The following is a 14,981-nucleotide window of genomic DNA, read 5'->3' on the forward strand; positions in this document are numbered from 1 at the left end:
GTTCCGCCATCACGCGGCATCCGTATGGCGCAAGCCCTCGACCAGGCTGCACAAGGCCTTCGACTGATAGTCACGCGCCAAGCGGCGCAGTTGTTCGGCCAGTGGCAGGTAAAGCGCATCGAGGGCGCCCAAGTGGTCGGCATGGGCCAGGATGGCGCGCATGTTGCCTATCCTGACCAGATGCAGCAAGGTTGCCAGCTCCTGCGGCGGTAACTGCAGCGGCATTGCAGGTACCGCGGCGGCCGGTGCCGGCGCGACGTCCGCTTGCCCGGCATCGACCGCGCTCACTTCCAGTTCGAACCAAAACAGGCTGCCCCCCCCGCGCTGGCTCTCAACCTGGATTTCACTGCCCATCAGGCGCACCAGTTGGCGGCTGATGGCCAGGCCCAGGCCGGTGCCACCGCAGCGGCGCTGCGCCTCGTCCACCTGTTCGAAGGGTTCGAAGATCGATTTCAGCTGACCCGGGTCGATGCCGACGCCGCTGTTCTGCACGGCAAAACGCAGCCGCCCCGGCGCCACCGCCATCACCTGCAGCCGCACCGCCCCCCGATCGGTGAATTTGATGGCATTGGACAGCAGGTTGAGCAACACCTGGCGCAGGCGCTGCTCGTCCACCACCAACTCCGCCGGCACGCCGGCCCCGGCCTCGCAGGCGAAGTCCAGGCCCCGTTCCACCGCATTCACGCGCACCATGGCGGCGATGGTGTCCAGTAGCGCGCCCAGCGCGACGCGTTGCGGGAACAATTGCAGCTTGCTCGCCTCCAGCTTGGCCGAATCGAGCACCTCGTTGATCAGGCCAAGCAGGTGCTCGCCACTGTCGCCGATGCTCTTCACGCTGGCGAGCTGGCGCTCGTCCAGTCCGCCATCGCGCAACAGCAACTGGACAAAACCCAGCACCGCGTTCAGTGGCGTGCGCAGTTCATGGCTCATCTGGGCCAGGAATTCGCTGCGCATGCCGGCCAGGCGCTGCGCTTCCAGCAGAGCGGCATCGCGCACCGCTTCCGCCGCCTTGCGCGCGCTGATGTCGCGCGCCAGGCCGACCGTGCCCAGCACGCTGCCGTCTTCGTCGGTCACCGGCACCTTGAAAATCTCCACCCACAGCGGGCCATGCGGGCCCTGCTGCACTTCCTCCACCGTTTGTGCCCGGCCGCTGGTCATCACCTTCAGGTCGTCATCGCGGAACGCCTGGGCCACCTCGGGCGGCTTGACGTCGAAATCGGTCTTACCCACCATCGCCTCTATGCCGGTACCTAAGATGGCCGCCGTGGCGCGATTGACGGCCAGGTAGCGGCTGCCTGTGTCCTTGAACCAGACCCACCAGGGAATGGTGTCGATCAGCACGCGCAGGTAGCGCGTCTGCTGCCGCAGTTGGGCGGTGCGCTGCTGCACCATCGCTTCCAGGCCGGTGTTCAGGAGGCGAATTTCCTCTTCGGCACGCTTACGTTCCGTGATGTCGGAAATCACGGCCACCGCCCCCTCCTGCGCCCCCGCCAGCGGCCGCGCCGTCATATACAGCCAGCGCCCCGGCGCCGGCAGACCGTCGCCGCCCAGCAGGATTTCAGCGCTGATTCCGCCCTCGCCGGCCTCACCGCGCAGGGCGCGCGCCAGTGGCAGCTCTGATTCCGGGTAGATGGAGCTGCGGTCGGGCTTGTAGAAGCGGCGCGCGCGCGGCCAGGCCATCTCATCCACCTTGCCGACGATGCGCTCGTTCGCCGGATTAGCCAGCACCAGGCGGCCCTGCCCATCGGCCACCAGCACGCCGTCGCCCATACTGTCGAGCACCGATTGCAGGATGCCGGTCTGGCGCTGTAGCGCTTCCTGCGACAGGCGCAGGCCGCTGTTGGCGCCGGCCAGCATATGATGCGAGCGGCGCAGGCGCAGCAGGAAAAAGGCGAGTGCCGCCAGCACCAGCAGGATGGCGCCCAGCACGGTCCCCAGCCAAAGCTGCCGCAAGGCATGCTCGCGCAGTTCGGCCTGCTGCCGCGCGTTGCGCCGGCTCATCTCGTCGATTTCGCGTTGGCGCGCTTCCTGCTGGTAGCGTTCGGCCAGCTCCAGAACACGGGTGGATATCTTTTTGCGGTTGGCCTGGGCGCTCATGTCGGCCGCCGCCAGCGAATGCTCGTAAGCGCGCCGGTAGTCGCCGCGGCGCGCATCGAGCTGGCCCAGCTGGCGCTGCGTTTCACTCAGGTAGAGCGGCAGGTTCAGCTCGTGCGCGATGGCCAGCGCCTGTTGCAAGTCGTCCTCGGCTTGTGCCAACCGGTTCAGCACCGCCTTGTCGCCCGCGCGCGCCGTCAGCGTCCACCACAGGCCGGTATTGTTGGGCAGGCGGCGGTAGGTGCGCTCCACCTCGTCCAGCAGGGCAATAGCGCGCTCGCGCTCGCCCTGCAGGCGCGCCTGGCTAGCCTCGGCATACAGGTTGGCGGTCAGGTAGAACGGCAGGCCAATAGCCCGGTACAGGGCACCGGCCTGGGCAATCAAGGCGGCGCCGCGCGGCACGTCGCCCTGGGCCGCAATCACGCCGCCCTGGCCGCTCATGGCCAACGCTTCCAGCAGGCGCGACTTGGCGGCCCTGGCCTGCACCTGCATCTGGCGGTAGTGCTCCAGCGATTCGCCATAATTGTCGCCCGAGTTGAAGGAACTGGCCACGCACTGGTGGCCGTAGGCCTGGGCCAGCGCGTTGCCGCTGCGGCGCGCCAGTTCCAGCGCGCGCAGGCAGGCATCGACCGATTCCTCCAACTTGCCAAAGCGGGTGTAGGTCATGGCCTGGCGCAGCATGGCTTCGGCCAGCAGCTCGGGGCGGTCCACCCCCTCCAGTACCTTGACGGCATTGCTGGTGACGGCGGCCAGGCGGTCGAAGCGGCCCTGGTTGACGGTATTTAAGGCGATCACCAGGTTGGCCTCGGCCTGGCCGACGCGGTCGCCGCTGCGCTCGGCCAGCGCCAGCGCCTCGTCGGCCAGTCCCCCCGCCAGTTCGGTCTCGGCCCGGTACAGGGCAATGCGGGCACGCAGGTTCAGAAGGCGGGCACGGTCGGCCGCCGGCGCCGTGGCCGGCAGGCCGACCGCCAGACGGGCTGCATGGGCGGCGGCTTGCGCCGTATCGTTCTCGGCCAGCATACGCGCGGCCTGCGCCTCGATGCGCCATTCGGCCAGGGGCAGGGCGTGCACCGGCACGGCCAGCGCCCAGCCCAGCAGCATGCCGGAACAGGCCATCCTTGCCGCCAGCTTGCCGATCTTCCATGCCATGCCGGTCCTCCCGCTCACTAGCTTGCAGAATGACAGATTCATCCTGACATGCCAATAGGGAAATCCCTAATTTTACTTGCCCGGATGGAAGTTTTTTGAATTTACAACAAGCAGTTTAAGGGGGGGGCGCCACCCGGCCGCACAAGGGCGAAGCGGGCCCCGGCCTCAAAATTGCGTGAACTGCGCCTCGTCCAGGCCATCGGTTCTGAATGCGCTGGCAGGCGGAAGCGCAGTGAACGGAATGGAACGCTGCTTCTTGCCCTGGGCCGCCGGCTTGCGTCCAGTTTGAGCCGGCGCCGTGGCAAGTGCCGCATCGAGCTTGAAGAAGGACATGGCGCGCTGCAACTGTTCGGCCTGGCTACTCATCTCTTCCGACGTGGCCGCCAGTTCCTCGCTGGCGGCGGCGTTCTGCTGGGTGGTCTGGTTCATCTGGCTAACCGCCGCGTTGATCTGGTTGACGCCGGCCGACTGTTCCTGCGAGGCGGCGGCGATTTCCTGCACCAGATCGGACGTCTTGCGGATATTCGGCACCATGGTGCCGAGCAATTGGCCGGCCCGCTCGGCCAGGCCGACACTGCTCGACGCCACCTCGCCGATTTCCTGCGCCGCCACCTGGCTGCGTTCGGCCAGCTTGCGCACTTCCGCCGCCACCACGGCAAAGCCCTTGCCGTGTTCGCCCGCGCGCGCCGCCTCGATGGCGGCGTTCAGCGCCAGCAGGTTGGTCTGATAGGCGATATCGTCGATGATCATGATCTTTTTCGCGATCTGCTGCATCGCCTCCACCGTGGCTTTCACCGCATCGCCGCCTTCGGCAGCTTCCACGGCGGACTTGCTGGCCATGCCATCGGTGACCCGCGCGTTCTCAGTATTCTGCGCGATCGAGGTCGTCATCTGCTCCAGCGAGGCGCTGGTTTCCTCCACGCCGGCGGCCTGTTCGCTGGCGGCCTGCGACAGCGATTGCGCGGTGGTGCTGACTTCCTCGGAAGCGCCGGCCAGCATCTGGGCGCCATTATTGACTTCGGATACCACCTGCGACAGCTTGCCGATCATGTTTTGCATGGCCTGCAGCAGCTGGCCGGTTTCATCCCGCGCGCTTGTCTCGATCCTTACCGTCAGGTCACCCTGCGCCAGGCTGTCGGCAGCCGCTACGGCCTGACGCAAAGGGCCGGTAATGGCGCGCACAATGAAGATGGCGATGAGCACGGCTAGCAGCGCGGCGCCGGCGATCGATGCCACCGTCACCTGCTGGCTTTGCGCGGCGACCGCGGCGCCGTCGAGATGGGCCTTCTTGCCAAGCTCCACATTGAGATCGACGATTTCCGACAACAGGTCATCCGCCGCCTGGAAGCGCTGGGTGGTTTCGCCGTTCATGAGCTCCATTGCGTCCTTGTTGCGGTCCGCGTAGCTGAGCGCCATGACCTTGCGGGCAGATTCTTCGTAGGGTGGCCAGGCGTCGTCGAGCTTCCTCAGCAACTCCTTTTCTTTGTCTGTGAGAAAGGTCTTACGGTACTTCTCCAGCAGGCGGCCCATCTGGGCCTTATGCTTCTCCATCTTGACCGCTATCGTATCCATGCCCGATTTTTCGGTCTCGATCACGTAGTCATAAAGCGCGCGGTCGAAATAGATCGCCTGCATATTGGCATTGGCCACGTCGCTGATGGGGACCAGATTGTTTTCGTACATGCTGCCGAGCATGCCAGACAGGCTCTTCGCATTGGAGATGCCGAGCCAGCCGATGATCACCGTGATCACGATGGCGGCCATGAAACCAAGGCCAAGCTTGATTGCGATTTTTAAGTTCTTCACTGGTACTGTCTTTCCTAAGGTATGTGCGATCATGTCGGCGGCCAATTTTCTGTCGCTGGCCGCCGGGTTGAATTGTCCGTCCCGTTTTGCTACGCTTCGTGCGCCGCGTGCTGGGCAGCACCGGCGAGCGCCGCGATGTCATCGACCGACAGGACGCGGCTGACATTGAGCAGGATCACGAACTTGCCATTGACCTTGCCCATGCCCTCGATGAAGTCGGTCGGGAGCTTCGCGCCGAAGGCGGGCGCGGGCTCGATGGCGGCGGCGTCGATATCGAGCACGGCATTGACCGCGTCCACCACCAGCCCGACGACCTGCTGCGTCCCATCCCATTCAATGTCGACGATCACGATGCAGCTGCGCCGGGTCACGTCGTTCACCGGTATGCCGAAGCGCACCGCCATGTCCAGCACTGGCACCACGGCGCCGCGCAGGTTGATGACGCCGCGCACGCTGGCGGGCATCATGGGTACGCTGGTCAGGCCACCATACTCGATGATCTCCCGGACCGACAGGATGCCGATGGCGAACATTTCGCCGCTCAGCAAGAAGGTCAGGTATTGTGCGTGCCCCGTCTTGTGCACGGCCACGTCATGCTTCGTTTTTCTCGTCTGTATCATTGCACTCTCCCTGCTTTTGGACTGAAGGCGTTACCTGGGCAACGCGACCGCCACGCCAGTAAACATGGACCATGCCGGCGTCGCCGACGTCAGTCCCTTGGCCAACCCAGCATCGATGACGAGCTTGCCGCTCACACTGTGCGACACGGCCACCAGCAACTGCGCCGTACTGCGCACGCCATGCCGCCGCATGCCCCCCCATTCGACCACGGCGGAATAGCCCGCAGCCAGCACATGCGATGCCGCCAGCGAGGCGCCACGCTGCACGCTGCCTGCAGCGGCATCGGCCGCGCCCATGCGCACCAGGTTCAGGTTGGCATCCAAGTGGAAACCGCACAGGTCCTGGCTCAGGATGCCGTTGACACCGTAGTCCGCCTTATTGCTGCCTTGCGCCGTGGGCAGCTTCATGCTCAGCTCGAGACCGAGGGCGGTCCCTTCGCGCACGGCGACGGCGCGCTTGAGCGCGACGCTGGTATCGCCAAGGCTGCGCCCACGGCGCGCCCCCCCCTCCACTGCCGAGACCCAGGCCTCGCCGCCCAGCAGCACCCCCCACTCCTCGCTGAAGGCGTACTTGAGCGTGAAGGGCAGGCTGTAGCGGTGCCCTTCCGCCTGGCGCGCCGCCAGACCGCCGAGTTCAAGCTCAAGCTGGCCGGCCGCCGGCAATTGGGCCGGCGACGACACCGAGGGGCGATAGGGTGTGACATCGGCGTCCGCCGCACATGCCGCCTGTGCCAGCGAGCAGACCGCCAGCAATGCAATCCGAAGTTTCATACGTCTCCCATCAGTCGATCCCGGCCCGGAGGCTGCCGTTCCTGGCGTCGATGCACTGAAGAAGATCGCCACCGGCAAATCGTAGATTCGAGTTCAAAATGCCTCCCATTCTTCATTTGCGCCGGTGGTGGTCGCCAGCATCGGGCGCTGCGGCACTGCCTTGCGGGGCGTGGCAGGGGCCTTGGGCGGCGGTGCCGGGTGCGCCGCGGCGTTTTCTCCGGTCGTGAACACCGCCACGGCTTCCAGCAACGCATTGGCCTGCACCTGCAGCGCCCCGGAGGCAGCGGCCGACTCTTCGACCAGGGCCGCATTCTGCTGCGTCACCTGGTCCATCGCTGCGACCGCCTGGCTAATCTGCTCGATGCCAGCAGTCTGTTCCTGGCTTGCCGAGCTGATTTCCCCGATGATGTCGCGCACCTGGCCGATACTCTGCACCACTTGCCGCATGGTCAGGCCGGCCTCATCGACCAGCTTGCTACCCGCATCCACTTTCGCCACCGAATTGTCGATGAGCACTTTGATTTCCTTCGCTGCGGCGGCCGAGCGCTGCGCCAGGCTGCGCACCTCGGCTGCGACGACGGCAAAGCCCCGCCCCTGTTCGCCCGCCCGGGCCGCCTCGACAGCCGCGTTCAGCGCCAAGATGTTGGTCTGGAATGCGATGCCGTCAATGACGCCGATGATGTCCACCACCTTGCGCGCGGACGCATTAATCCCAATCATCGTGCCCACGACTTCGCCGACCACGGCGCCGCCTTGCGCAGCGACCTCGGAGGCTGCCTGCGCCAGTAGGCTGGCCTGCCGCGCACTGTCGGCGTTGTGGCGCACGGTGGCGGTCATCTCCTCCATGGAGGAAGCGGCCTCCTCCAGCGATGAAGCCTGTTCCTCGGTGCGCGAGGACAAGTCGGCATTGCCCATGGCGATCTGGTGCGCGGCCGATGCGATCAGGTCCGTGCCGCCACGTACCCTGCCCACGATCTGCACCAGGGCGCCGTTCATGTCGCGCAGCGCCGCCAGCAACTGGCCCGCCTCGTCTTGGCCGGACACCTCGATGCAGCTGCTCAGGTCGCCGGCGGCGACCGTGCGCGCCACGGCGACGGCCGCCTGTATCGGGCGCGCAATCGAACGGATAATCCAGTAGCCCAGCATGGCGCTAACCACCATGCCCGCCAGTGCCAGCGCCAGCGCAGTCATTTTCGCGCTGGACGCCACGGCCCTGCTGTCGGCATAGGCCTGCTGCGCCAGCTTGTCGTTAATGTCGACCAATGCGCTCAGCGCGTCGTCCGCCGCCTGGAAGCTTGCCGCCGCGCGGCCGTTCAGGAGTTCCTTTGCCTCCTTGTGCTTGTCCTCCTCCAGCAGGAGCAGCACCTGCTGCGCCACCGCCGCATATGCCGGCCATACCTTGTCGAACTGCGCCAACAAGTCCTTTTCAGCTTGCGTCAGCAGAGTTTTCCGGTATTTTCCGAGCAAGGAGTTCAATGCCTTGACATTGCCGCCGAGGCTGGCACTGATCTTGGCGCGCTCGCCCGCGCCCGGCTCGTCGGCCAGCTCGTAGAGTCCGCGGTTATGGTAAATCGCCTGCATATTGGCGTTGGCGACATCCTTGATCGGCGTCAGCGCATTGTTGTAGAGATGGTCGAGCATCCCGACCACCTGGCCAGTGCTGCCCAAGCCCTGCAGGGCGACCATGAGCGTCAACAGGACCACGCTGCCGAAGCCCAGCGCCAGCTTGCCGGCAAGCTTCAGATTCCTGAACACGGGCATTCTCCCTGGCGGCGTGAGGACCTTTTCCGTCCGGCGCTGCGGGCCGGATCCGATACTGCTCCTGTCATGAAAATTCCTTTGCTTACTCAAACGAGCATTCTTGCATTAACTCCCCGCTCGCGGCATCAGGGCGGGATGATTCCATGCTAGGGAAGTACTGACCGTCGTCAGGAAATCCCGAACGCGCCACTAGCTTGGTGTGCCGGCCGCAAACACCACTCGGTTGCGCCCCTGGCCCTTGGCAAGGTAGAGCGCGGCATCGGCGCGCGCCACCAGCTCGGCAATGGAAACCTGCTCGCGCGGATCGAAGGCAGCCACGCCGAAGCTGGCCGTGACGGCGATGGACAAGCCGTCCGCGATGGAGACGGGATGGGCGGCGATCGCGGCGCGCAAGGATTCCAGCCGCGCCTGGCCGCTGGCGCGCGCCAGCTCCGGCAGCAACAGGATGAACTCCTCGCCGCCAAAGCGGCCGACTTGGTCATAGCCGCGCACACCCGCGCTCAGGCGCGCGACCACCTCCTGTAGCACGCGGTCGCCCGCCGGGTGTCCGTAGCTGTCATTGACCTGTTTGAAGTGGTCCAGGTCCAGCAACACCAGCAGGAAGGAACTACCATCGCGCATGGCCTTGCTGCGCTCGCTTTCGATCAGCTCCGTCATGGCCGTGCGATTCCAGGCCTTGGTCAGGCCATCCTGCATGGCGCGCAGGCGCAACGCTTCGCGCGACAGTTCCAGCTCGCGGGTGCGCTGCTCCAGCTCGCTCGTTCGGGCGCGCACCAGTTGTTCCATCCGGGCGTTGCGCGCGGTCAGCCGGCGCAGGCGGTAGCGGTGCGCCAGCACCAGCGCCGCCAGCGCGCACAGCCCGCATGCCAAGATGAAGGCGGGCGTCCGCCACCAGGGCGGCCTGATCCTGAGCGCCAGTTCCGCCACCGCCGAACGGGCGCCGGTTCCCGTGTTCTCGACCAGGTACTGCAGGCGGTAGCGCCCCGGCGCCAGGGCCGCATAGCGAATGTCCGGCACCACCGTGGTCGACCAGTCCTGCTCCAGGCCCGCCAACCGGTAACGGTAGCGCAGGCTGTCCCGGTACTGGAAGCTCAGGCTGGCCAACTTGAACTGCAGGGCGCCCGACGACCACGGCAGGGCGAGGTCCGGCGCCAGCGCCAGCACCCTGCCATCGCGGCTGGCCTCTTCGATGAGCGGCGCCACCTTGTGCGGCGCGAACAGGCGCTCGGGACGGGCAATATGCGAGGCGCCATTGCTGGTGGCGATCCAGATCGTGCCGTCCGGGGCCTCGTCGATGGCGCGTTCATTCAGGTCGTCCCATGCCAGGCCGTCGTGGCTGTGGAACTGGCGCCATTGGGCGCCGTTCCACACCACGATGCCAGCATCGGTCCCCCCCCAGAGCCAGCCGCGCCGATCCAGCAGCAGGGAAAACAGGTTTTTCCCGCGCAACATCGGCGATGGCACCGGTTCCGTGCTGAGGCCATGGGGCCCCAGGCGCGCCCGCCACAAGCCGCCGTTGCCGCTCGCCAGCCAGAACTCGCCGTCCTTGCCGCAGGCCAGCGCCTCGAACACGGCACCATCCTGCGCCGACAGGCGATAGCTGAGCCAGCGCCGCTGGTGCCTGCGCCACAGCACGTGTTCGGACAGGAACCATAGCGCGCCGTCGGCGCCTTGGCAAATCTCGCGGAAGTAAGACCGGCGCAGCTCGTCCGGGGCGTCATCCGGGTGGCGCGCGCGGCCGCCTTGCCCGGGTTGCGGCAGCAGCCACACGCCGCCGGTAGTCGCCAGCCACAGCCGGCCATCACGGTCAACCAGGGCGCGCATCACCGGCGGCAACCCCTGCTGGTGAAGCTGCGCCGCCCCGCCCGCGCGCTTGCGCAGCAGTTCGCCGGTATATGTTGCCCCCCACAAGGTTCCGCCGCGGTCGTACACCATGGTGGACCACTGATGGGTGGCATGCGGGTCCGTCCGCGTCAGGCGCGCGCCACCAGCGTCGAGCGCGGCCAGGCCCGAGCGCGTGCCGATGATCACCTCGCCGTTCGCCTCATGCGCGAACGAGAGCACCACGCTATCGGGCAAGCCCTGCGCTGTCGTCCAGTTTTCCCAGTTGGCGTCTCCCAGCCAACGGATCAGGCCCTGGCCGCGTGTCGCCAGCCAAATGCCCTGGTCGCGGTCGACCAGCACGGCGCCGATACCGCCCCCCGCCCGCAATCCGTGGCGCTCGTCGAGCAGTTGCCAGCGCCCCTGACGCCGGCGGGCCAGTCCGCGGTCGGTGCCGCTGACCAGGTTGCCGTCGGGGTCGAAGGCCAGGGCTCCGATCGTGCCGGTCTTGGACAGGACATTGCCGGGCGGCGTGCGGTCGACGAAGCGCGCCGCGCCGGCGTGCAGCCCAATGATGCGGTGTGCGCCGCGCGCCCACAGCGTGCCGTCCGGGCCACGCGCCATCCGCAGCCAGGCGTCGGCGGGAACCCCGGCGGCGCTGCCCCATACTTTCACCCCGTCGGCGCCGACGGCACACAGCGCCTTGCCGCAGCCCAGCCAGATGGTGCCGCCGCCATCGTCCCACACGCCCTCGATATCTGCAAGTTCCGCATGGCGCTCCAGTAGTCCGGCCGAAAAATAGGGGCTGACGGCAAATGCTTCCTTCATCTGCCGCACCTGGAGCAGGCGCCTGCCGCTGACGGCCAGCAAGGTGCCGTCAGCGCGCGCCGCCAAGTGGCTGCCCGGCCTGACTGGCAGGCGCCGCCCGTCGTGCAGGACCGGAACCATGCGCTCCCCCGCGCGGCGGTACAAGCCTTCCGGGGTGGCGACCCAGAGCAGCCCTGCCGCGTCAACCAGCATGTCGCTGACATAGGCGCCCCGCAAGCCCGACTCCTGGCCATAGCGCTTAAACTCCGCGCCGTCGTAGCGGAACACACCGTTCTCGGTGCCTATCCATAGGAATCCGGTGCGGTCTTGCACCAGCGTGTTCAGCGCTATGTTGCCCAGGCCATCCTGCTGGGTGAAATAGCGCAAGGGCACTTGCTGCGCGCGCGCCGGCGCCGCCGTCATGCCCAGGATCCATGCCAGCGCCAGCAGCCGGATCGCGCGCATGAAATACCGCAGGCGGGCTGCCGCATGGCTCAGGGCAGGCACGCCGCCCCTCATGCGGAAAGACCTGATTGCGCCGCCAGGAATTCGGCGGTCGACACGGGCTTGGCGTACAAGTAACCCTGCACCATGTCGCAGCCCACCGACGCCAGCAGGTTGCGCTGCTCCGCCGTCTCCACGCCCTCGGCGATGGTCTTCAGGCCCAGCTTGCGGGCCATGACCACGATGGCTTCGGCGATGGCGCGGTCGCTGGCATCGGTGTCCAGGTCCCGCACGAAGGAGCGATCGATCTTCAGGTAATCGATGTTGAATTTCTTCAAGTAGGCCATGGCTGAATAACCGGTGCCGAAGTCGTCCAGCGCGAGCTCCATGCCGGCCTGGCGCAGGCGTGCCAGCTCGTCCATAATGCCAGCGCGGTCGCTCAACAGCATGCCTTCCGTGATTTCGATCACCACGCATTGCGCCGGCAAGTCCAGCTGCCGCAGGATTCCGATCCAGCTGTCGACCGGGACACCATGGCTGAACTGGCGCGGCGAAACGTTGATGCTGACCTGGCACGGCTTCCCGCCGCGCTGGTCCAGCCAGCGCTTGGCCGCGGCGGCGGCTTGGCGGAACACCCAGTCGCCGATCTCGACGATGATGCCCGTCTCTTCCGCGATGGGAATGAACACGTCGGGCGGCACCATGCCGTGCTCGGGATGCATCCAGCGCAACAGCGCCTCGGCCTTGGCCACCTGCCCGCTGACAAGATCGACGATCGGTTGCAGCCAGACCTGGAACTGGCCCCGGTACAGCGCCAGGCGCAGGTCGTTGGCCAGCAGCATGCGCGATTTGGCTTGCTGGTACATGGGTAGCGTGAAGAAGCGGAAGCCGTTGCGCCCCTCCTCCTTGGCCGCATACATGGCGCGGTCGGCATAAGTGATCAACTGGTCGATGCTGTCGGCGTCGGCCGGATAATTGGCGATGCCCAGGCTGGCCGAGACATACAAGGTCTGGCCGTCCAGCTCGATCGGCTTGCGCACGGCATCGAGCACACCTTGCGCGACGCGGCCCTGCTGCAACTCATCCCCGCAATCGGGCAGGATCACCACGAACTCGTCGCCCCCCAGCCGCGCCACCACGTCCGATGCGCGCACCAACTGGCGGATGCGGTGCGCCACTTCCACCAGCAGGCTGTCACCGATATGGTGGCCGAGGGAATCGTTGACTTCCTTGAAATGATCCAGGTCGACAAACATCACGGCCAGCGCACTGCCGCAGCGCTCGGCACGCGCCATCTCGGCGCGCAAGCACTCGCCGAACATGCGTCGGTTGGGCAGGCCGGTCAGGGCGTCGTAAGCCGCATGGTGCTGCAACTGCTCCTCGATGCGCTTGCGGTCGATGGCGATGGCGGCCAAGTCGCAGGCATGTGCGACCAGTTCCAGCTCTTCGGCGGACGGCGTACCGGGCACGGCGCGGCCGATCGCGATACGGCCCAGCACTTCGCCCGCCGGGTTGCACACCAACTCCCACCAGTCCTTCGGGCGCTCGCTCACGTCCGGCTGGCCACCGTCGCCGCCATCCAGGCGCGAAATCATGCAGCGCAGCGCCGGGTTGGCCGTTTCGACGTAGGCCGCAACCAGGGCCAGCACCTCGCCCAAGGCGCGGCCCTGTGCCATGCATTCGTGAACGCGCGCGCGCGCCGCTTCCACCTGCAGGCTGCGCCGGATGTCGCTGATGTCGCGCGCCACCCCCACCGTACCCAGCACCGTGCCGTCTTCGTCGAACACCGGCGCATGGTAGGTTTGCATCCAAGTCGCTTCAGTGGCGCCGGGCAGCAGCTCCTCGCGCTCAACGAGCCTGCGCTTGCGGCTCATCATCACGTCCAGTTCGTCCGCGCGCAGGAGGTCGGCCCGCAAATGCGGCCACAGGTCGTGGTCGGACTGGCCGATCATCGCCTCGACCGACTGGCCGTAGGCCTCCGCACTGGGCTGGTTGGCCGACAGGTAGCGTCCATCCGTATCCTTGAGCCAGACCCAGACCGGCAGCAGGTCGAACAACGTGCGCATGTAGCGGGTCTGCTGGCGCAACTCGGCCGTGCGCTCTTGTACGCGCAGCTCCAGGCTGGCGTTCAATTGGTCGATCTCGCGCTTGGAACGGCGCAGCCGCAGCAGGAAGTAGGCCAGCCCCGCCAGGCCGATGCCGCTGCCGCCAGCCACAGTCCACAGCCAGCCCTGTTGCAGCATGCGCAGGCGCAGCTCGTCGCTCTGCGCGCGGTTGCGGTGGAGCAAGTCATCGATTTCGCGCTGCTTGCTCTCCACTTTATAGCGTTCGGCTAGTTCCAGGGCCTGCGTGCCGATCTTGCTGCGATTGGCGCTGGCCGCCATCTCGATGGCCTTCTGCGTCAGCGCGTAAGCGCGGGCGTGATCGCCGCTGGCCGCGGCGATGGCCGCCAGGCACTTGGTGCTCTCGCCGAGATACAGGGAAATCCCGATCTGCTTGGCCAGAGCATAGCTGCGCTCCGCGTCCGCGCGCGCGGCCGGCAGGTTGCCCATGTCCAGGAAATTGTTGCTGCGCGCAACCAGGGCATACCATTGGCTCAGCGGATTCCCGTGGCGCTCGTTAAGCTCCAGCATTTCATCCAGGATCGCCTGCGCCGCCGGATAGCGCCCCTGACGCCGCAACAGGTCGGCCAAGGTATAGGCCGGCCCATTCTGATTGAACGGCGCACCGGTGGTGCGCACCAGGGTAAGCGCCTCGCGCGCCAGCCGCTCACCCGCACGCAGGTCGCCCTGGCGGACCTGTTCCGAGGCCAGCCCCGCGATCGCCTCCGCTTCGATCAGCTTCGAGCCGGCCAGCCGGGCCTGTTCGCGCATGCTGGCGTAATGCTGCGCCGCCAACTCGAAGTGGCCACCGGAGCGGTAGGCAAAGGCCAGCCCCTGGTTGGCATACGCCAGCGCATGCGGGTCGCGGCTGCTGCGCGCAATGTCCATCGACTGCATCGCCATTTCCATGGCCTGCTGCATCATGTCGTAGCGCTGGTACATCATCGCCATGCGCAGCAGGGCTTCGCCAAGCAGGTCGGGACGGTTGACGCCCTTCAGCAATTCGACGCTGTGCTTGGCCGCCGCCAGCATGCCCTCAATGCGGGCCGAGTAGACGGAAGTGAAGAAGAGATTCAGTTCCGCTTCCGCCTGGCCCACGCGGTCGCCCGCACCAGCGGCCAGCTTCAGGGCCTGGCGGGCATGCTGCTCCGCATCAGCCGTCCGCGCCATGTTCGCTTCGGTGCGCGCCAGCAGGTTCAGGGCCCGGATCCGGTCCGCCGGCGCCGCGCCGGACGGAATCGCGGCCAGCAACTGGCGCGCCCTTTCATACGAACGCGGCACATCGTTTTCCGCCAGTTGACGAGTCTGCGCCACCTGGCTACGCCAAGCTTCGATAGGGGTGGGCACGCTGGCACCAGCGCTACAGTAGACACCAAGGGTGAGCACGCCGAACAGCGCCAGGAGCAGCTTTGGGAAGTTTGCCACGATGATTTGAACAGCGGAAAGAAGGAATTCGAACAAGCGACATCATCGCCAACTCTGCGGCGGCGCGGTATCAGGCGATCCTGATAATCCGGTAGGGATCCGCGCAGGCATGGGGTACCGGGTGCGGGCGGCCGCGACGATCGGGAAATCCCTACGCACAAATCAAGATCGGCTGATTACC

The 14,981-nt window shown here is 66.5% G+C and carries 7 protein-coding genes; all 7 read right to left on the minus strand.

What is annotated here, in order from left to right:
* Positions 1 to 9: 9 nt before the first annotated feature.
* Positions 10 to 3,243: a PAS domain-containing protein gene (locus tag AC56DV_RS03525; protein ID WP_496312915.1), complete on the minus strand. Its 3,234-nt coding sequence runs from the start codon at positions 3,241 to 3,243 to the stop codon at positions 10 to 12.
* A gap of 165 nt (positions 3,244 to 3,408) precedes the next feature.
* On the minus strand, positions 3,409 to 5,082 hold the full coding sequence (locus tag AC56DV_RS03530; RefSeq protein ID WP_496312916.1) for a methyl-accepting chemotaxis protein: 1,674 nt from the start codon (positions 5,080 to 5,082) through the stop codon (positions 3,409 to 3,411).
* A gap of 56 nt (positions 5,083 to 5,138) precedes the next feature.
* The gene (locus AC56DV_RS03535) at positions 5,139 to 5,669 is read right to left on the minus strand and encodes a chemotaxis protein CheW (protein WP_496312917.1); all 531 of its coding nucleotides are present in this window, start codon (positions 5,667 to 5,669) and stop codon (positions 5,139 to 5,141) included.
* 30 nt (positions 5,670 to 5,699) lie between these two features.
* Positions 5,700 to 6,440 (minus strand): transporter, encoded by a 741-nt coding sequence (locus AC56DV_RS03540; RefSeq protein WP_496312918.1) that lies wholly within the window; start codon positions 6,438 to 6,440, stop codon positions 5,700 to 5,702.
* 93 nt (positions 6,441 to 6,533) lie between these two features.
* Positions 6,534 to 8,201 carry a methyl-accepting chemotaxis protein gene (locus tag AC56DV_RS03545; RefSeq protein ID WP_496312957.1) on the minus strand — a complete coding sequence of 556 codons (1,668 nt, stop codon included), beginning with the start codon at positions 8,199 to 8,201 and terminating at the stop codon, positions 6,534 to 6,536.
* A 189-nt stretch (positions 8,202 to 8,390) separates the two neighbouring features.
* Positions 8,391 to 11,336: a ligand-binding sensor domain-containing diguanylate cyclase gene (locus tag AC56DV_RS03550; RefSeq protein ID WP_496312919.1), complete on the minus strand. Its 2,946-nt coding sequence runs from the start codon at positions 11,334 to 11,336 to the stop codon at positions 8,391 to 8,393.
* An 8-nt stretch (positions 11,337 to 11,344) separates the two neighbouring features.
* Positions 11,345 to 14,800 (minus strand): putative bifunctional diguanylate cyclase/phosphodiesterase, encoded by a 3,456-nt coding sequence (locus tag AC56DV_RS03555; protein ID WP_496312920.1) that lies wholly within the window; start codon positions 14,798 to 14,800, stop codon positions 11,345 to 11,347.
* Positions 14,801 to 14,981: the final 181 nt, after the last annotated feature.

This window comes from Massilia sp. BGA-UO-ETr-WB1 (genome assembly GCF_059567845.1).

Coding starts and splice junctions, on each gene's coding strand:
- AC56DV_RS03545 (WP_496312957.1), bottom strand. CDS start 8,201: ATGCCCGTGTTCAGGAATCTGAAGCTTGCCGGCAAGCTGGCGCTGGGC.
- AC56DV_RS03535 (WP_496312917.1), bottom strand. CDS start 5,669: ATGATACAGACGAGAAAAACGAAGCATGACGTGGCCGTGCACAAGACG.
- AC56DV_RS03530 (WP_496312916.1), bottom strand. CDS start 5,082: ATGATCGCACATACCTTAGGAAAGACAGTACCAGTGAAGAACTTAAAA.
- AC56DV_RS03540 (WP_496312918.1), bottom strand. CDS start 6,440: ATGAAACTTCGGATTGCATTGCTGGCGGTCTGCTCGCTGGCACAGGCG.
- AC56DV_RS03525 (WP_496312915.1), bottom strand. CDS start 3,243: ATGGCATGGAAGATCGGCAAGCTGGCGGCAAGGATGGCCTGTTCCGGC.